Here is a 19,667-nt window from a genome sequence, read left to right as displayed (position 1 = left end):
AATCCGAAGATTAGTTTTCTTATCTCTTCGGTAGCTGGCAGGCATCATTCATCTGAATTTTAGCCCCTATAGCTTTGCGTCCCTCCGTTTCCAAAGGTTTGCCTTTATCGGATGTATAATATTTTTAATACTTTTATTATAAACGTATTTTACTTCCACGTATAGTACCATTCGCATGGAAATACATTCCACTAATACGCTTTAGCCCAATAGACAAGTTGACTAGCTTCCTTCCCACAGCATACGCAGTGTCCAGCTTGATTTTCCTCGTCAAACGGAATACAGCGAGAAGTTGCACTTGTCTCTTCCTTTATCTTTTCTTCACAAGCAGTATTTTCACACCATATCGCTTTTACGAAACCAGGATTTTGTTCTAATGCTTGTTTGAATTCATCAAAAGTAGTTACTTTCGTTGTTTTCTCTTTTCGATGAGATAATGCTTTATCATATAAGTTTTGTTGAATTTCCTCTAATAAACCAGGAATAATGGCTGGTAGCTCATCTATAGCGACAAAGCTTTTTTCTCCAGTATCACGTCGAACTAGGACTACTTGATTCTTTTCCATATCCTTTGGTCCGACTTCTAGGCGAAGAGGAATTCCTTTCATTTCATATTCATTGAACTTCCAACCAGGCATCTTGTCACTCGCATCAATATCTACACGAGCGATCTTTGCAACCTGATTTTTCAAATCGTAAGCTTTTTCTAGAACGCCTTCCTTGTGCTGTGCAATTGGTACAATCATTACTTGTGTCGGTGCAACTCTAGGTGGTACTACGAGTCCGCGATTATCTCCATGAACCATGATTAACGCCCCAATTAAACGAGTCGTAATACCCCATGAGGTTTGATGAACCGGTTTCTGTTCCCCATTTTCATCGCTATAGCTAATATCAAAGGCTTCAGCAAATCCCGTTCCCAAATGGTGCGAGGTACCTGTTTGCAATGCCTTTCCATCATGCATTAGGCTCTCAATCGTCAATGTATATTTTGCGCCAGCGAATTTTTCCTTCTCCGTTTTCTTCCCTTTTACAATTGGAATGGCAAGAAAGTCTTCACAAACAGATGCATACACATCTAGCATTTTTCTCGTTTCCTCAGCAGCATCTTGGTCCGTCGCATGACAGGTATGGCCTTCTTGCCATAGGAATTCTAACGAACGCAAGAAAGGTCTTGTTGTCTTTTCCCAACGCACCACGTTACTCCATTGATTGTATAACTTAGGTAAATCACGATAGGAGTGAATGATTTTGGAGTAATGCTCCGCAAATAAAACTTCTGAAGTTGGGCGAACAACGAGACGTTCTTGAAGTTCTTCATTTCCTCCATGCGTAACCCAAGCTACCTCAGGCGCAAAGCCTTCAATATGATCCTTTTCCTTTTGTAATAAACTCTCTGGAATAAATAACGGGAAATACATGTTTTGGTGACCAGTATCTTTAATTTTCTTATCAAGCACATCTCTGATATTTTCCCAAATGGCATACCCATATGGACGAATAATCATCGAACCACGAACAGAAGCATAGTCAACTAGGTCTGCCTGCTTCACAACATCCGTGTACCATTGGGCAAATTCCTCTTCCATTGCTGTTACTTTCTCTACAAATTGTTTCCCTTTTTTACCCACTTCGCTCACACCTTTTTCATTTTTTAAGCACAAAAAAGCCTCGAGTCCTGTAAAGGGACCGAGGCTTGGTGGTACCACCCTAATTCATAACAACTGTTATGCACTCTTTTTGATATCGGATTGCTCCGCTGTCGCTTTTCAGCACAAAACTCCAAGGTAGGTTCTCATACCGCATTCGGAAATTTTCACCACACATTTCCTCTCTTTAAGAATGCTGACAAATGATACTAATCCTTTTCATTGTTTTTAGATATACGTGATTATAATCTTAAATATAAAAAGGATAGGGACACTTGTCAAGTCTGCCTAACATACTAAACTAAAGGATACGGCAAATCACTCTTTTTAAAACGGTTGATTAGTTGAAGACCTGTGCAACGATCACGTAAAAGAAAGGCTTCATTTAAGCTTTGTTTCACTAGCTCATCGTCTAAATCTAGATCCTCTGTGGTGGTGGGCCCCCCTACTTGATGTAGTAATTGTCTTACCTCCTCTGGACTCGGAAGTCTTTCTAAAAGACCTAGCACCTTCTCCCAGTTAGATGAACTCTGGGACGGGATAGTTTCTAGCCTTTGCTTGTATAACTCTACAATGATTGCGGTAGCTACTCCCACCTTGGCCCCGTGTAGCATTTGTTTTTCCTCTCTCTTCAACAAATCCATTTCCCAATAATGAGACAAATGATGCTCGCCTCCAGATGCTGGCCTGGAATAATTAAGAAGCAACATAATGAGCCCTGATTCAATTAAAGAATTCATTAGAATTTTTATGCCCTCATCGTCATGATGTGCAATTTTGTCTACACTGTTCACACATTGGGTTAATGTACGTCTTGTCATCCTTGAAGCGAGTTCGTTATAGGGTTCTTCCCCTATGAGCTTTGAAATCTCCCAATCGAAAAGGGATGTATATTTCGCTAAAATGTCACCGAAGCCAGCTGCTGTCATTTCCTTTGGTGCTTCTTTTACAATATCTATGTCCGCAAAAACAGCAACAGGGGAAGCAGTTTGAATTGTTTGCTTGACCCCTCTCAGAATAAGGGGAGCGCCTTTGGATGTAAATCCGTCAACCGATGCAGCTGTGGGCACGGAAATAAATGGGATATTTGTTTTATATCCCGAGAATCGTACTAGATCATGTATAGTACCTGAACCTACCGCTACATATATATCCGTATGATTAGGTGTTTCAACAAGGATTTGGATGAGGGTAGCCTCATCTGCAATTACCTGCTTATTCGAATTTGCTACTAGTTGAACGGTATGTGTTCGTATTCCATCATCTAACAAATCCTCTTCTAGCCTTTTCCCGGCAACTTCGTACGTATTCTTATCCACAACAAGCGTCACATTGTTATACCCATTTTCCTTCAAATACGGAAGTATGCTACCTATTACCCTATTCTCCACCGCAATATATGGTAATGCTAGTTCTTCTTTGTTTAACTGTTTAGCAAGTGTGTATATCCCCTTTGGTATTTTCATAGAATCCTCCCCATTTCTATAAAGTGAAACTTCAATCAGTGGGGGTTTTCTTCATCCCCCACTGATTGTTAGTTGAACGAATCGGCTTTACGGGCAGTCTATCCCCCTACTCTTCACGTTTTACTTAAGACTTGAGGTGGGGGTATTACTGCCCGTTAATGCGGGATAAAAGTATTATGGATTCCTTAGTCACAAGACAATCTACCACCTTGCACCTTCCGGGTATGGACAAGCTTTATAGGAAAGCCTAGCTCTGAACTCAACATAACAGCCACAGTGGGCACAGGTAGTATCTGAAAGCAAAGATGGACAATTGTTGCATTCTCGAATTCTATCGTCATACGTTTTGTCATCCACTAGATCCCGCTCCATTTCAAGCTGTTCCTTCACTAATCGTTTCACTTCAAAATTGGATAGTGATGGGGTACAACCTTTACAACTCATTGGCATCATCCCTCAAACTATTCATTTCTATTTAACCGTCACCTTCGCGACAATGTTTATTTGTTTTAGATCCTTTGTCATGCCTGGATACCCAAAATAAGGCACCCCATTTTTATCCCACAATAGTTGTTGAACTCGTGCATGACGGTTATGGTCATACAATGAATTTCCTACAATTTCCTTGTAAGGACGGGCATGATAAACGAGCAGATCTGTTTGACCATCCTCTGCAACAGTAAAGCTATTGTGACCAGGTCCATATTCACTCGTTTCTTCATTCGTGACGAAAACTGGATCTTTCGATTTTGTCCATGAGGACGGATCTAATAGATTACTATTTTGGTCTGCTGTTAATAAGCCCATAGAATATCGGTGATCCGTAGCACTGGCTGAGTATGCAAGATAGATTTTCCCATTCCTTTTAATGGCTGCTGGACCTTCATTTACATAGAAACCGTGTTGTTCCCACTCTAAGTCAGGTGTTGAAAGCTCTATTTGTCTAGGTTTAATCGTCCACGGATTTTCCATTTCCGCTATGTACAGGTTAGAAATCGTGTCATTATCCACTTTTTGGGCCCAAACGAGATATCTTTTACCGTTATTTTCAAATGTAGTAGCATCTAAAGAAAAGCTTTGAAAATCCGTATTAATTGCGCCTTTTTCTACCCAATCACCTTCAAGCGGATTATCCGATTCATTTTCTAGTACATAAGGCCGTATTGCCCATACATCGTCTTTATCTCCCGCTGCATAATGGATATACCATTTCCCATCAATGAAATGAAGTTCAGGAGCCCAAATATGCTCAGACATGATTCCCTCGTTATGTTTCATCCAAACCGTCTTTTCCTTCGCCTCTTTTAATCCAGTTATGGTTTTTGATCTCCTCAATACAATTCGATCATACTCTGGATAGGAACCGGTAAAGTAATAGTAACCATCTGTATGTTTATAAACATACGGATCTGCTCTTTGTTCAACTATAGGGTTTGGGTACTCTAATACTTTTAAAAACCCATTAACCTCAAATGTCCCTTGTTCACCGTATGATTCTGCGTGAACGGGCTCCCACTCTATTTCAAAATCTACCTCAACACCATCTGGAAAGCTATACGCTATATCCTTTGGTAACTCCGGTTTCGTCCCGATACTTGTAACAACATCTAGTTTTTTTATTTGATTATCTGTCATACTTACCTCTCCTTCGTAAAAATCAACCCTTATACGGTTTGTATTTCTATCCTTGGTGTTTCAAAGGTATTCGTCGAATTTCTTATAACAAGCTCTGGTTCATACGTAATGGAGTCCTGTCGTCCCTTATACGGCGGAATCGACACTCGATCGTTTATGACTTCTAATATCTTTCGAGCAGCTACTTCTCCCATAACAGCTTGTGGGTGCTTAATGGTGGTTAGCTTTACTTCTGAAACCTGTGAAAGAATAGAGTCATCATAGCCTATTAAAGAAATATCCTTAGGTATCTTTAACTTTTGCTTTCTTAAAACATCTAAGAGCAAGAGTGCTAGTTCATCGTTATAACAGACAATGGCGGTTGGTCTAGTTTGACCTGGACGTAACAGAATTTTTTCTAGCATATCAACTGGTTTGGTAGATTTCTCCTCCGTATGATAGGTAATGATATTACTAGGATTTATCTGCAGCTGGTGAGAACGATGTGCCTTAATATATCCCTTCATTCTCCTCGTCCCTTGTAAATCGTCTGTCTTGAAGAAACCTAGTATGTTTTGATGCCCTTGCATGATGAGGTGTTCCGTTTGAATGAATCCACCTTTTACATCATCAATCGTGATACTAAATGGTTCTAACTCATCATAATAAGCATTAATCATGACATAGGGTATATCTGACTTCTCAAGATTTAAAAAATAATGGATGTTCGGATTGGATAGAGCACTTTTGGTTGGTTCTATAATCACCCCGTCAATGGGATGGGTCAGTATTTTCTCCAGTACTTCTTTTTCATGCTTGTGATCATTATCTGTACTAAATAGGCTAACATTGTATCCATGCTTACTTAGATAAGATTCCGCTCCTTGTATAATAGAAGGAAAAATGTAATCCGAAATATTTGTCGTAATGAGGGCAATATTTTTGTGATTTTTATCCATTTGGCCTAGTTCAGATCTTGCTGCACAATAAGTGCCTGCCCCTTGTTTCCGATACAGCCAGCCCTGATTTACTAAGTCCCCAATTGCTAGTCGGACTGTGTGGCGACTTACTTGAAATCGTTCCATAAATTCACTTTCAGAGCCAATTTTTTCGTTAGGACTAAATGTTCCATCTAATATTTTGGATTGAATATACTCGCGAACAATACGGTGCTTTGTCTTCATACTTACCACCTTCGTTATCTTGGTTATAGAGGATGTTCAAAAAGTCCGGTAAAAATCGCTTTGAACTTCTGCGTTGGCTTGCTTCTCCGTTCCTCATGTATCTAAAAACATACATTCCGGTACTCGAAGCAGCGCCGCCTTGAATTTCTTTGCACTTTTTATCCTCCTTTTTGAACACGCACTTATAACGGAACGTTTCTCTCCTTACGGCTACTAGCCGTTCATCCATGAGACTACTTAAAAACCTATTTAAAGGATGCTCCCTTTCCTATCATGACAAAAGAAAAGGAAAAGCTGACTTCATGAATTTGTCTTTAAGACCCTCAGAGTCAGCTTCACTAGTCTTCATTAAAGACTTGCATACAAAAAGATTATTGTCTCCTACCCCAAATAAATGATTGAACTAGCTAATAGCTATCACTACGATTGATTTAGATGGTAAGTCTACTTTCAACGAATTCCCTTGTATTTTTAACCCTGTAAACACTTGTGGCTTTACTTGGTCTGGATTATCAAATGTATTTTTAGTGTTCATTTCACTTCCAGTCAAGATACTTCCAGTTGCTTGAGAATAATTTATTCCAAGAAGATCTATATCAAGGGAAACGGAATTAGATTTATCTAAGTTGCAAAGACTGATATGCAAAGTACCGTCTTGTGCTTTTGAAGCTGATGCACTAACCTGTGGATACGTGAAGCCATTTTCTTGGATTGTATCTACATGTAAGTCAAGTGCAACTCTTTCGGCATCCTGGTGAACCTTATACATGTCAAATACGTGATAGGTTGGTGTAAGTAGCATCTTATCGCCTTCCGTCAAAATCATAGCTTGAATCACGTTGACCATTTGCGCAATATTGGCCATTTGCACTCGGTCGTTATGTTGATGGAAGATGTTGAAGTGTACACCGGCAATAATGGCATCCCTTATCGTGTTTTGTTGGTATAAAAATCCGGGATTTGTTCCAGGCTCTACGTCATACCAAGCCCCCCACTCATCAACAATCATGCCAATTCGTTTGTCTGGATCGTATTTATCCATGATTGTGCTATGTCTTGTGATTAATTCATCCATATACATGGTTTTTTGCATGGACACGTCCCACTCTGCTTCAGAAAAATGGACGGCTTGCCCTTTATTTTCAAAACCACCCGGATGGACATAGTAGTGAACGCTTAAGCCGTCCATAAGGTTTGCAGCTTTTTGCATTAATACCTCTGTCCAATTGTAATCATCTACGTTTGGACCACCGGCAATTTTATAAATCTGGTTGTCCCCATAATTACGGACATAGGTTTGATAACGACGATACAGGTCCGCATAGTACTCTGGTGTCATGTTTCCACCACAACCCCAGTTTTCATTTCCTACCCCAAAGTACTTCATTTTCCACGGTTCTTTTTTTCCATTCTCAATCCGCCAATTTGCCATAGGGGATTCCCCATCAAAGGTCATATATTCAACCCATTCTGACATCTCCTTTACAGATCCACTTCCAACATTCCCACTAATATATGGTTCTGCACCGAGCATGTCACAAAGCATCATAAATTCATGTGTACCGAAATGGTTATTTTCTACAACACCACCCCAGTGTGTATTTACCATTCGTTTCCGATTCTCTCGCGGCCCTACCCCATCTTTCCAATGGTACTCATCAGCAAAGCAGCCACCCGGCCATCGAAGAACCGGTATATGTAACTCTTTCAAAGCCTCTAGTACATCATTTCTAATTCCGTTTGTATTTGGAATAGAGGAGTCTTCCCCAACCCAGATACCTTCGTATATCCCTCTACCCAAATGCTCGGCAAAGTGACCGTATATATTTTTATTAATCGTTCCTTTATGAATGTCCGTATTTATAATCACTTGGTTTTTTTTCATTGTGCACCCCTCTATCTTTTTTCATTCCATCCTTAGATTTTTAAGATGAATGGTTATGTTGAATAGATTTAGATTGATCTAGCTTTTGAAAAATACGTGATGCTAACCAATACCAGATTAAAGATCCTAAGCTAAATAAAAAAAACAGGATAATCGTTGGGTACTCTAACGATAGATAGACAAGAGAAAATAAGGTTATAGAAATTGCAACGGATATATGGAGCTTTGTTAAACCGATAACTATGGCATTCTTCATATGTTGGAGAATGCCTCCGTTATAGTGAGCCATTAATGGGAATGCCCAAACGAGGACAAGCAAATAAAAAAATAGCATAGCAAAGAAAAAGAAGGGAACAAGGAAGGGAATGTCAGCTGTCGATGCTTTCATTACTTGATAATTCAAATACAAGACAACACCAATTAGTACCATTACCCATCCCAATATGTTCGAGGTGAAAAACTCTTGCTTATAGCCTTTTTTCATTTGCTCACTTACTTTTACGTCTTGTTCTCCCCTAAGCCACTTTCTCGCAACACTAAGACATCCAACTGTTGCAGGAAAAAAGCCTCCAATAACAAGACCCCTCAGGCAATAAAACAACCACAGTACATTTAAATGTGCCATTCTAGTGATCCATATGGCTGCCCGGTCTAACGCTGACATAAACCCATTCGCATACATCCTTATTACCACCTTTATCTACTTGTCATACAAAAACAGGAGACATTGCTAGACTAGTTTCTAACAATGTCTAATATCCCTTATCCTTTAACTCCACCAGTAGTTAACCCTGCAATAAAGAATTTTTGGAAGAAGATAAATAGAATAATAATCGGAACAATTGTTAAAACAGAACCGGCAATTAGCACATCATAGTTGTTACCGTACGGGGTTAGCAGGGTTGCTAGACCAATTGGTAGGGTCAGCATGTCATTTGATCTTAATACCAATAATGGCCATAGGAAGTTGTTCCAGCTTCCTAACCCTTGCAAAATAGCCATTGCAGCTAAAGAAGGCGCCATTAATGGCAACATAATTCTAAAGAAAATTCCATATTCAGAGCTTCCATCTATTCGTGCAGCATCCATTAACTGAAGTGGAAGACCCATTGCAAACTGTCTGAAGAAGAAAACCGCAACTGGGGCAACCACCATCGGGAGGACGGCACCAAAATAACTATCAATAAGTTGAAGATCAATCATTAGTTGATAGAGTGGTAGCATCAGAATTTCGAATGGAACCATCATAATTAACAATACGAGTAGGAAGAAAAAGTTTCTTCCTTTAAAGTCGTAAACGGCTAACGCGTATCCAACCATGGATGAGAAGAACAACGATAAGACAATGGTAATTACTGAGATAATCAAACTATTTCCGTACCACGACCAATAGTCTGCCGCCTGTGTAAAAATATAAGTATAGTTATCGAGACTCATTTTACTGAAGTCAATACTTAAGCTTATACCGTCACGCATCAAATCAGAGGATGGGCGAAAGGATGAGACAACTAAACTCAGGAGTGGGAATACTGTAATGAATGCCGCGATACCAACACCAATCGTTGCTAACCAGGTATATAGACGTTTCTTCTTACTTATTGTCATTGGTTTTCACCTCTTTTAAAGGTTCCTGTGGCTATTAAATAAATGATACTTACTAGGAAAATGATTAACATCAGCACAACACCGATCGCAGACCCAAATCCGATATCGTTTTGTCTGATTCCTTCTTGGTAGATATACCCGACTACGGAAAGACCAATATTTCCTGGTGAACCCGCTTCCCAAAATACAAAACTTTCTTCAAACATTCTAAATCCATTAATAATCGTAATTGTACTTACGAAAATGATGATTGGCTTCAGCTGCGGGATCGTAATGTACCTTAGTTTCTGCCAAGCAGATGCACCATCAATATCACCTGCTTCGTACAATTCCTCCGGTACATTTTGTAATGCAGCAAGAAAATACAGGATATTAACTCCTATCCATCTCCACGAAGCTAAAATAACCATTAAGAAAATGGCTGCCCATGGGGTAAATCGCCAATTTACTGGATCAAGTCCAAAGAAGCTAATGATTTGGTTTGCTAATGCTGTATTTTGCTCCCCAAACATTAAGCGAAAAATCATACCTCCAACAATGGTAGAGGTAAGAGCAGGTAAGAAAAAAGACGCTCTAAATAATGTTTTCCATTTAACTAGTTTCGAGTTTAAGAAAATAGCAAGTAACATTGGAATAATGGTTAAGATTAGAACAGTAAAGGCCACGTACCAAATTGTATTGGTTAATGCCTCAAAAAAAGTAGGATTAAAAATTCTTTCATAGTTTGATAGTCCAATAAATTGAACTTGCCCAGGAAGTACACTTTGAAAACTCATGATGATTCCTTGGATCATAGGGTATAAAGTTAATACCAAAAACGAAATAATAAATGGTGCTACAAAAAGGTATGGGACCACTTTTTTCGAGTTGATAAACTTAAAAAATTTGTTAGGGTTTTTTCTAGGTTCTATCTTCTTTACAATCGATCTTTCCTCGGTGATTTGAGAGCTATTTGTTAAAGGTTCCATCTTATTTCCTCCTTAACCTTCAAGTGGGTTTAAAAATTACGACCACGAGGCTTTACTTTCACTCATACTTCATCCAAAAATAGTTACTCCAGAGACTTTTTTAACCGAATGACATTCCAAGATGTTTTGGCTAATTCAACTTCTAACATGCCATCCTGTAGTGTTGAATGACCATTATAGTGCGGAAAAACTTTCTCCTCTTTTACAGTGTTTGTCGCTTTTAAATCGTCATTCTCTAACACGATATGTTCGATTAGTCGATAGCCTTCAAAACTTCTTAGATCCGCTTGAAGGGAGATACTATCCTCTAAATGCTTATTTACTAGAAAAATAGTAAGCTCTTCCTCTTCTTGATTGAGTACGGAGGCACTATCAATATACGGGACATCTGTGAAATCTTTACTATCATATTTTGGAGAAGAAAGGATTCGTTGGATGGCTATTCCCCTACCAAACACCGATGTGTGCATGTACGGATAAAAAATGGTTTGCTTCCATGAACGTCCATGGTTCTCAGTCATAATCGGTGCGATAACATTTACTAACTGGGCCATGCATGCCATTTTGACCCGGTCGGCATGATTTAGTAATGTAATAAGCATACTTCCGACTAGTAGAGCATCTTCAAAATTGTACACATCCTCTAGTTGCGGAGGGGCAACTGTCCATGGTTCTATTTCTTTATCTCCTTCATTTGAGTGATACCAGACATTCCACTCATCAAAACTAAGCATGATCGTTTTTTTACTTCTGTGCTTTGCTTTAATATAATCACAGGTTGCAATTACGGAATGGATGAAATGGTCCATGTCCATATTTTTAGCTAAATAATTAGCTGGATCATTCGTTCTATTTCCGTAATACTGATGCAGGGAAATGTAGTCGACCTCATTGTAGGCGATATCAAGTACCGTCGCTTCATATTCTGGAAAAGTTGGCATTCCTGTGTTAGAGCTTCCGCATGCCACAAGCTCTATACTAGGGTCCACTAACTTCATTGCCTTCCCTGTTTCTTGCGCGATTCTTCCATATTCATAAGCGGTTTTATGCCCTACTTGCCATGGGCCATCCATCTCGTTACCTAGACACCATGTTTTTATATTATGGGGCTGTTCATACCCGTGCGATTTTCGGAGGTCACTCCAGTACGTACCACCAGGATGGTTTGTGTACTCAATTAGATTTCTAGCGGCATCAATTCCTCTTGTTCCTAAATTTACCGCCATCATCACATCTGCATGGACCTTCTTAGCCCAGTCCACAAATTCATTCGTACCAACTTCATTTGTTTCAATCGTGCGCCATGCTAACTCAAGTCTTCTTGGTCGACTTTCCTTAGGGCCAACTCCGTCTTCCCAATTATAAGCCGACACCATATTGCCACCAGGATATCGAACAATAGGAACCTTAAGTTCTTTTACAAGCTCGACCACATCCTTACGAAATCCTTGCTCATCTGCAAGCGGATGCTCCGGCTCATAAATACCTCCGTACACGGCTCTACCTAGGTGTTCAATGAATGAACCGTATATGCGTTCATCGACTTCCCCAATTCGGTTGTTTCTATCAAGGTTCATCTTTGCTTTTAACTGTTTTTCCAATTAAAACGACTCCTTTTAAGAAAGATCCAAAGGTACTCTGGTCAGAATTTTTCTGGCGATACCTTGTGAGGTGTATGCGTTTTCAATATGGGCAAAATATAAATCACTTCCGATTGCCCTATTGTCTTATAGACATCTCTATTAAACTCACAGGCAAAATTTGTACGTATAAGTTTTTGGTAATTCAAAGTATACCTTCCCTTAGCCCATTTTTCAATACAAATAACAAACTTTTAGAAAATTATTGAAACAAAAGCGCAGGCATCCGTTTTAGACATCGAAACTTTACATTCATCCGAATCCGAATAAAAAGTCATTTAAATAGAAGCAAGCTCACAACCTGCTTCTATTTAAATAGACTTAAAACGCCTCAATCTTCTTTTATTTTTCCATTTCTGATCTTACGGCTTCAGCAGCCTGTTTAAGTGCTTCTTCAGGAGTCATCGATTGCTGCCTAATAACACTTTCTGCCACATTTGTGTTGTACTCTGTTACAACATCTGGCGTATTTTGTGTAAGATGTAACTCATTAATTTCATCCTTCACTTCTAATAAGACGTCAAAGATATTGTCTCCAAAGTATTGATAATATTTATTATCTTCTCTCACAGCTTCACTTTCCCAAATATCCCAACGTGGAGGGTCGAAGCCTAACACAGTCCATAATTTAGTACTACCTTCTTCGGATAATTTCGTATAGGCAAGAAATTCTTTAGCAAGCTCTTTGTGTTCGGATTGATTCGTAACAACTGTTCCTGTACCACCCATACCAGCGGAGCGGTCTCCACCTTCTTCCCATGCAGGCATTGGACGGATAGCAATTTTACCTTTTAAGTCTGGCATATTATCCAAGAACCTTCCCATGTACCATATCGGTGCAAGAATAGCTCCGGATTTACCCTCACTGAAGTAACCGTAAAATTCCTCAGATTGATTCATCCCACCTGGTGTAACTTCAGCAATTTTATGTTTGTGTACCGCATCACTCAAGAACTGTAAGGTATCAATATGCGTTTGGCTATCTATCAATAAGTTACCATTCTCATCAAACATATCTGTATCCTGCTGAGAAATCATTGGCCAATAATCCATCAACCAGTCTGTTGTACCTACATTCCACATAAAAGAATCCGTGTTTTCCACTACCTTTTTACCAGCTTCTACAAAATCATCCCAAGTCTTAATGGAATCAATATCCACGCCAGCTTGATCCATTATTTCCGTGTTGTAATACATAACAGTAGACCCGACGTGGGTAGGAATACCGTAGTAATTGCCATCTTTCGCGTAAATGTCGAATCGTTCTTTTACCGATTTATCTAATACTGGCTCCACATATTCATTCATTGGCTCTAACTGTGGCTCACCTTCTAAGTAGTTAGCGAATTTGCCAAGCTCAATGTCTGTGATATCCGGGGCACCTTCACCTGATTGTAAGGCAAGCAAGAGATTGTTGTGCATTTGATCAAAAGGATACGCTTCCGCTACGAGTTTGATTGCGCGGTCCGGGTTTTCCTCATTCCATCTTTTTGCAGCATCCTCAAATAAGTCAACATGTTGACCAGCAAAAGTCCAGTAAGATAATTCTGTCGCATTTTCAATGTCGTCCCCTACAACTGTCGTTTCGTCCGCTGCTGTTTCCTCCGAATCTCCACCACAAGCAACTAAGGCAAAAGCCATTATTGAAAAGAAGAAAAGAATTAATAACTTTTTCATTAAACAAACCCCCATAATTATTGTTCTAAAGCGCTTTCATTGGACCGTAAAATTTTGAACTCGTAAATGGTACCACCCCCTCAGGTGTCATTTATGATTTTTTGTTCGTATAAATTCTTAATTTAATCTGATGTTACCATCCAAGTTATGTATAGTCAACAATTTATATTACATTTATACGTACAATTATAATTTTTTATCCATCATTAGGGCCCGATCTAAGGATAGGCCCTAATGAAAGATCATCAAACAGGTCCCCTTACTTCCTCCAAACAACTTCATTCCATTTCAATTCATTTCTAAACTGTCTCACATTTGTATCTTCATCAATGACAACACACTCTATTTGTGCCATATCAGCGAAATCATAAAGTTGTTCTGTGCTCACCGTAAACGAAAATACAGTATGGTGTGCACCACCAGCGTATATCCACGCTTCTGCAGATCCCGCCAAGGAAGGCTCCGGCTTCCAAAGCACCTTTGCCACAGGAAGATTAGGTGTATCTATAGTAGGCTGTTCAGCTTTTACCTCATTAATAACTAGACGATAGCGTCCTCCTAATTCCACTAACGAAGCAACCACCGCATCTCCACCCCGACCATCAAATACTAACCGAGCAGGATCCTCCCTATCACCCATTGATAACGGATTTACAACCACTTTAGGTTTCGTTGCCGCTACAGTTGGACAAATTTCTAACATATGTGAGCCTAGTACCGTTTCATTACCTTGTTCTAAATGGTACGTATAATCTTCCATAAATGATGTGCCTTTGTTATTGGCAATAACCTTCATCATCCGTAATAAAGCAGCTGTTCTCCAGTCCCCTTCTCCAGCAAAACCATATCCGTCTGCCATCAAACGTTGAACAGCCAAGCCTGGTAGTTGCTTCATCCCATGCAAGTCCTCAAAATTAGTAGTAAAAGCATTATAGTTTTTCGACGTTAAGAATCGCTTTAATCCTAATTCGATACGGGCTTGCTCTTTGATAGATTCCTGAAGTTTTCCATTTGCACTCGACTCATCAGGAAAATCATACAACCTATTATACTCATTAAATAAGTTTTCTACTTCCTCTTCAGGGATAGCGTGGATCACTTCTACTAGATCACCAATTCCATAGTAATCTACAACCCAACCAAACTTAATTTGCGCTTCTACTTTGTCGCCATCTGTTACGGCTACATTTCGCATATTATCCCCAAATCTTGCAACACGGATATTTTTCCCTTCCGTAAATGCAACAGCCGTTTGCATCCAACTAGATACTTTCTCAAAAACTTCCTTGCTCTCCCAATATCCTACTACGACTTTTCTCGGTACACGGAGCCTTGTAACCATAAACCCATATTCACGGTCTCCATGCGCCGCTTGATTTAAGTTCATGAAATCCATATCTATGGAATCCCATGGTATATTCTGGTTGTACTGGGTATGCAAGTGAAGAAGTGGCTTCTTCAAGCTATTTAAACCAGCAATCCAAAGCTTCGCCGGAGAAAATGTGTGCATCCACGTAATAACACCCGCACAATGGTCATCTTGATTGGCAGCCATCATGAGATTTTCTATTTCTGTTGACGTTGTTACAACAGATTTAAACTGAATAGTATAAGGGAAATTTCCCTTCTCATTTAGCCCTTCTACCATTTCGACCGAATGCTTTTCTACCTCTCGCAACGCTTCTTCTCCGTATAAGTGCTGACTCCCAGTAACAAACCAAAACTGGTACGGCTTAATTTCTAGCATGTCATTTCCTCCTTAGTTTGTAGATACCGCTTCACTTGTTGGTTTTCGAATTTCTTTCAAACGTTTCATCACATCATTCTCTCCACGCCCGAAGTAATCGTGAAGCTTTACATACTCTTCATACAGTCTTTCATATATTTCAACGTGTTCCGGAATCGGCTTGACCACTTCATCTTTCACTCGTGCCATGTTTTCGGCAGCTTGTAGAACCGTATCGTATCCACCTTTTTCTGAACCTGCAGCCACCGCCGCAAACATCGCCGCACCTAACGCTGGCGTTTGCTTAGAATCCGCAATCTTAATAGTCCGATTTGTTACATCTGCATAGATTTGCATGAGTAGTTTGTTCTTTTGAGGTAAACCTCCACATGCATACAACTCATCAACAGAAACACCGTTTTGGTGAAAAGCATCTACTATCTTTCTCGTACCAAATGCAGTTGCTTCTAATAGCGCTCGGTATATTTCCTCCGGCTTGGTTTGCAACGTCATCCCTACTAGTAATCCACCCAAGTTCGTGTCTACCAGAACGGATCGATTTCCATTCCACCAATCCAATGCAAGAAGGCCAATTTCTCCAGGTGAATAAATAGATGCCTGTTTCTCTAAATACTCATGCGTATTTAACCCTTGTTCTTCCGCTTCTTGTTTTACATATTCAGGGACAGCTTGATTTACATACCACCCGAAAATATCTCCTACAGCAGATTGGCCTGCTTCATATCCGTAAAAATTCGGAATAATCCCATCTTCTACTACTCCACACATGCCCTCCACTTGTTTCTCTTCTTCCCCAAGCAACATGTGACAAATAGACGTACCCATTGCCATTACCATCTTACCCGGAGTAACTACTCCCATTGCCGGAACAGCAGCATGCGCGTCTACATTACCAACCGCAACCGCTATTCCAGGATTTAATCCAATCGCCCCCGCCATCTCTTTCGTCAATTCTCCTGCTTTAGATCCTAAAGGAAGAATCTCTCCACGTAGTTTTGTTTCAGTTAGATGTTCTAAACGAGGATCTAGTTCCTTGAAAAACGCTTTACTTGGATAACCGTCTCGTTTGTGCCAAATAGACTTATAGCCTGCCGTACAGCTATTCCTAACTAAATTCCCAGATAACTGCGAAACGACCCAATCCGTCGCTTCCACGAACTTATCTGCTTTTTCATAAACTTCAGGTGCTTCTTCAAGGATTTGCCAGATCTTTGCAATCATCCACTCGGAAGAAATCTTCCCACCATAACGCGGTAAAAATTTCTCCCCACGCCGTTCTGCAATTTCATTTAATTGATCCGCTTTATATTGAGCTGCATGGTGCTTCCAGAGTTTAATCCAGCTATGCGGATTATCTTTCCATTCTGGGTGGAAGGACAAAGGTATATCATTCTCGTCTACGGGAAGCATTGTACAAGCTGTAAAATCAATCCCAATGCCAATAATGTCATCCTTGGATACACCAGTTACATTTAACACTTCAGGAATAGAAGTTGTTAAAACCTCTACATAGTCACTCGGATGCTGCAACGCCCACTCATACCCAAGCGGAATCTTAGATTCTGGTAACTCTTCATCTATTACTCCGTGACGATAAGGAGTGACGTGATCCGCTATCTCCCTACCGTCTTTTAATGAAACGAGCACAGCACGCCCGGACTCTGTACCGTAATCAACACCAATCGTGTATTTTTCCTCCATTGTTAACATGCCTCCTTTTTATCTCTGACCATAATAAGCATTCTTTCCGTGCTTGCGTAAATAGTGTTTATCCAATAGAACTTGGTCCATAGGAGGAATATCCGGATTAATTAGAAGGGTCCTCCAAGCCATTTTCGCCACTTCTTCCAATACAACAGCATTATGTATGGCTTCTAGCGGAGTCTTCCCCCAGTTAAAAGGTGCATGACTGTGTACGAGAACACTAGGGATCTCTATCGGGTCGATCCCCTTCTCTTTAAACGTTTCCACAATGACATGTCCTGTTTCTTTTTCATAGTCTTCCATTATTTCTTTTTCTTTCATTGGTCGTGTACACGGAATGGCTCCATAGAAATAATCCCCTTGAGTAGTTCCAAGACAAGGTATGGACTTCCCTGCTTGAGCAAAACTGGTTGCCCACGTGGAATGGGTATGAACAACCCCACCGACATTCGGGAAGCTCTTATATAAAACTAGGTGTGTCGGAGTATCTGAAGAAGGCTTTAAATTCCCTTCAACAACACGCCCCTCTAAATCTACTACGACCATATCCTCTAAAGTTAATTGTTCATAAGGAACACCACTAGGTTTAATAACCACTAACCCTTCTTCCTCACTAAAACCGCTTACATTCCCCCAAGTAAAAGTGACTAAATGATGCTTAGGGAGTGCTTGATTTGCTTCTAACACCTGTTGTTTTAATCGATCTAACAATTTAGAATCAACACCTTCCCAAAACTTTTATACGTATATTTTAAGTTTATAACTCTATAATAATATTATTTGTACGTACAATCAAGTATTATTTATACAATTTACAAGCGTTTTCATTTATGTTTTCTTAATATTTATCTACATGAACACCTTTATATAGCCGTTTTTTATTGTATGCATAAATTTTATTTTTTATGGTTTAAAATAAACCACCTTATAGATATTTAGTAAATTTGTTATGTTTTATTTTCGTGAATTTAACTTACCAAACTTATAGTGAAACATAGAATTCCCTTAACAATTCTCCAATTTGGTAACCATTAATTTTATAGAATGGGCTTAATTTTTATTTTTGTACGCATATATGATAGGAATGTGATAATATAAAGAGATAGATTATTACCACCTATTTCTTACATAAATGGGTTATCTACCGAAGATCGGAGCACAAATTGTGTGCTTTTCTCATAAAGGAAGGATTAGGATTATATGGCACCAAAATACGAACGTATTAAATCAGAGATTACATCGTGGATATTGGGAGGGCGAATAGAAACGAATCAAAAAATCCCGACCGAAACAGAGCTCATGAATCAATTCGATGTCAGTCGGCATACAGTACGGAGGGCAATAAGCGACTTGATTTCATCAGGATTTCTTTATAGTGTTCAGGGGGGCGGTACCTTTGTGGCAGACCCTAATGAGCGCGGGAACAAATCTAACCAGAAAACCATCGGGGTTATGATTACTACCATCTCTGGGTATATTTTTCCCAGCATCATCTCGGGAATTGAGTCAACCTTATCAGATGCAGGCTACACCCTACTTTTAACCAATACAAATAACACCGTTGTAAAGGAAAGACAAGGGTTAGAAAATTTACTGTTGCATGCTATCGATGGTTTGATTATTGAACCTACGAAAAGCGCTATTCAAAGTCCAAATATAGGATACTATTTGAATCTAGAAAAAAATAAAATTCCTTATTTATTTATCCATGCATCCTATGACGGATTAGATGCACCATCGTTTGAATTGGATGATTTTAAAGCAGGATATATGGCTACTAACCACTTAATTGAGTTAAATCACCAATCCATCCTAGGGATTTTTAAAACAGATGATAAACAAGGTGTAAAGCGACTAAATGGATTTATACAAGCACACCGAGAGCAAGGAATCTTCCCAAACCCTCATATGATTCTTACCTATAATTCAGAGGAAGAGGACAATGCCTTACGGGAGAAAATAAAAGAAGTCTTACAAGGCGGGGTTGAAAAGCCTACTGCTATCGTCTGCTATAACGATGAAATTGCGCTAATTACATTAAGCATCTTGCGGGAACTTGATTTAAAGGTTCCCGATGACATATCTCTAGTGGGAATTGACGATTCTCCACTTGCTGTTCTTTCTGAAGTAAAACTGACAACGGTAGCCCACCCTAAAGAGGAAATGGGCAAGGTTGCAGCAGAAACCATTATTAACCTAATCGAAAAAGGAAAAGCAAATATAGAAAACCCAATTTTCGAGCCAGAACTAGTAATCAGGCATTCAACCAAAATAAGAACCGAGCGGTGATCTACGCTCGGTTTTTTTCAGTCTATTTTTGTTTGAATTAGAATCAGTTCGAATTTTTCTTTAGGGTGCTCTTGTTTATTTTATGGCTAATAAGATATATACTGCGACGTGAAAAAGTTGAACAAAAAACCATCCGTTTAATAACTGCTCGATATACACGCGATGTTGATTTCCGCTGCGGGCAGTCGCTTTCCGTGGGCACGGCCTCAGCCAGGCTGCTACATCGAATAATCATCTTT

The 19,667-nt window shown here is 39.6% G+C and carries 15 protein-coding genes, 1 riboswitch and 1 other annotated feature; of the genes, 1 reads left to right on the top strand and 14 read right to left on the bottom strand.

The annotated features are described in order from the left end of the window. Positions 1 to 26: 26 nt before the first annotated feature. Positions 27 to 113, bottom strand: a riboswitch (cyclic di-GMP riboswitch). 78 nt (positions 114 to 191) lie between these two features. The 14 genes from proS to araD form a co-directional block, all read right to left on the bottom strand. Beyond that, on the bottom strand, positions 192 to 1,631 hold the full coding sequence (gene proS, locus KO561_RS01990; protein WP_231095501.1) for a proline--tRNA ligase: 1,440 nt from the start codon (positions 1,629 to 1,631) through the stop codon (positions 192 to 194). Positions 1,632 to 1,681: 50 nt separating this feature from the next. Continuing rightward, positions 1,682 to 1,881, bottom strand: a binding site (T-box leader). 64 nt (positions 1,882 to 1,945) lie between these two features. Next, positions 1,946 to 3,115, bottom strand: coding sequence for a sn-glycerol-1-phosphate dehydrogenase (locus KO561_RS01985; RefSeq protein ID WP_231095500.1), 1,170 nt, complete (start codon positions 3,113 to 3,115; stop codon positions 1,946 to 1,948). A 201-nt stretch (positions 3,116 to 3,316) separates the two neighbouring features. Next, positions 3,317 to 3,559: a DUF6171 family protein gene (locus tag KO561_RS01980; protein WP_231095499.1), complete on the bottom strand. Its 243-nt coding sequence runs from the start codon at positions 3,557 to 3,559 to the stop codon at positions 3,317 to 3,319. 27 nt (positions 3,560 to 3,586) lie between these two features. Then, positions 3,587 to 4,750: a family 43 glycosylhydrolase gene (locus KO561_RS01975; protein WP_231095498.1), complete on the bottom strand. Its 1,164-nt coding sequence runs from the start codon at positions 4,748 to 4,750 to the stop codon at positions 3,587 to 3,589. Between the two features lie 29 nt (positions 4,751 to 4,779). Beyond that, a complete protein-coding gene (locus KO561_RS01970) occupies positions 4,780 to 5,913 on the bottom strand; it encodes a GntR family transcriptional regulator (RefSeq protein ID WP_231095497.1) in 1,134 nt (377 codons plus the stop codon). A gap of 403 nt (positions 5,914 to 6,316) precedes the next feature. Beyond that, a complete protein-coding gene (locus KO561_RS01965; RefSeq protein ID WP_231095496.1) occupies positions 6,317 to 7,798 on the bottom strand; it encodes an alpha-N-arabinofuranosidase in 1,482 nt (493 codons plus the stop codon). A gap of 40 nt (positions 7,799 to 7,838) precedes the next feature. Beyond that, positions 7,839 to 8,480, bottom strand: coding sequence for a YesL family protein (locus KO561_RS01960; RefSeq protein WP_231095495.1), 642 nt, complete (start codon positions 8,478 to 8,480; stop codon positions 7,839 to 7,841). 80 nt (positions 8,481 to 8,560) lie between these two features. Next, positions 8,561 to 9,403, bottom strand: a complete 843-nt coding sequence (locus KO561_RS01955) for a carbohydrate ABC transporter permease (RefSeq protein WP_231095494.1) — start codon at positions 9,401 to 9,403, stop codon at positions 8,561 to 8,563. Continuing rightward, positions 9,400 to 10,371, bottom strand: coding sequence for a carbohydrate ABC transporter permease (locus tag KO561_RS01950; protein WP_231095493.1), 972 nt, complete (start codon positions 10,369 to 10,371; stop codon positions 9,400 to 9,402). The genes KO561_RS01955 and KO561_RS01950 overlap by 4 nt, the downstream gene beginning before the upstream one ends. Positions 10,372 to 10,454: 83 nt before the next feature. Beyond that, a complete protein-coding gene (gene arfA / locus KO561_RS01945) occupies positions 10,455 to 11,948 on the bottom strand; it encodes an arabinosylfuranosidase ArfA (protein WP_231097026.1) in 1,494 nt (497 codons plus the stop codon). A 405-nt stretch (positions 11,949 to 12,353) separates the two neighbouring features. Then, positions 12,354 to 13,688 carry an ABC transporter substrate-binding protein gene (locus KO561_RS01940; RefSeq protein WP_231095492.1) on the bottom strand — a complete coding sequence of 445 codons (1,335 nt, stop codon included), beginning with the start codon at positions 13,686 to 13,688 and terminating at the stop codon, positions 12,354 to 12,356. A gap of 259 nt (positions 13,689 to 13,947) precedes the next feature. Continuing rightward, entirely contained in the window at positions 13,948 to 15,435 is a 1,488-nt protein-coding gene (gene araA, locus KO561_RS01935) for an L-arabinose isomerase (protein ID WP_231095491.1), read from the bottom strand. A 12-nt stretch (positions 15,436 to 15,447) separates the two neighbouring features. Continuing rightward, positions 15,448 to 17,136 carry a ribulokinase gene (locus KO561_RS01930; protein WP_231095490.1) on the bottom strand — a complete coding sequence of 563 codons (1,689 nt, stop codon included), beginning with the start codon at positions 17,134 to 17,136 and terminating at the stop codon, positions 15,448 to 15,450. A gap of 18 nt (positions 17,137 to 17,154) precedes the next feature. Continuing rightward, positions 17,155 to 17,850, bottom strand: a complete 696-nt coding sequence (gene araD, locus KO561_RS01925) for an L-ribulose-5-phosphate 4-epimerase (RefSeq protein WP_231095489.1) — start codon at positions 17,848 to 17,850, stop codon at positions 17,155 to 17,157. A 489-nt stretch (positions 17,851 to 18,339) separates the two neighbouring features. On the opposite strand from araD, the gene KO561_RS01920 reads away from it, so the two are divergent. Then, positions 18,340 to 19,428, top strand: coding sequence for a GntR family transcriptional regulator (locus KO561_RS01920; RefSeq protein ID WP_231095488.1), 1,089 nt, complete (start codon positions 18,340 to 18,342; stop codon positions 19,426 to 19,428). The last annotated feature ends 239 nt before the right edge of the window (positions 19,429 to 19,667 follow it).

This window comes from Radiobacillus kanasensis (assembly GCF_021049245.1).
GTDB lineage: Bacteria > Bacillota > Bacilli > Bacillales > Amphibacillaceae > Radiobacillus > Radiobacillus kanasensis.
The sequence above is the reverse complement of the archived record's forward strand: the minus strand, read 5'-3'. Positions and strand labels throughout refer to the sequence as shown.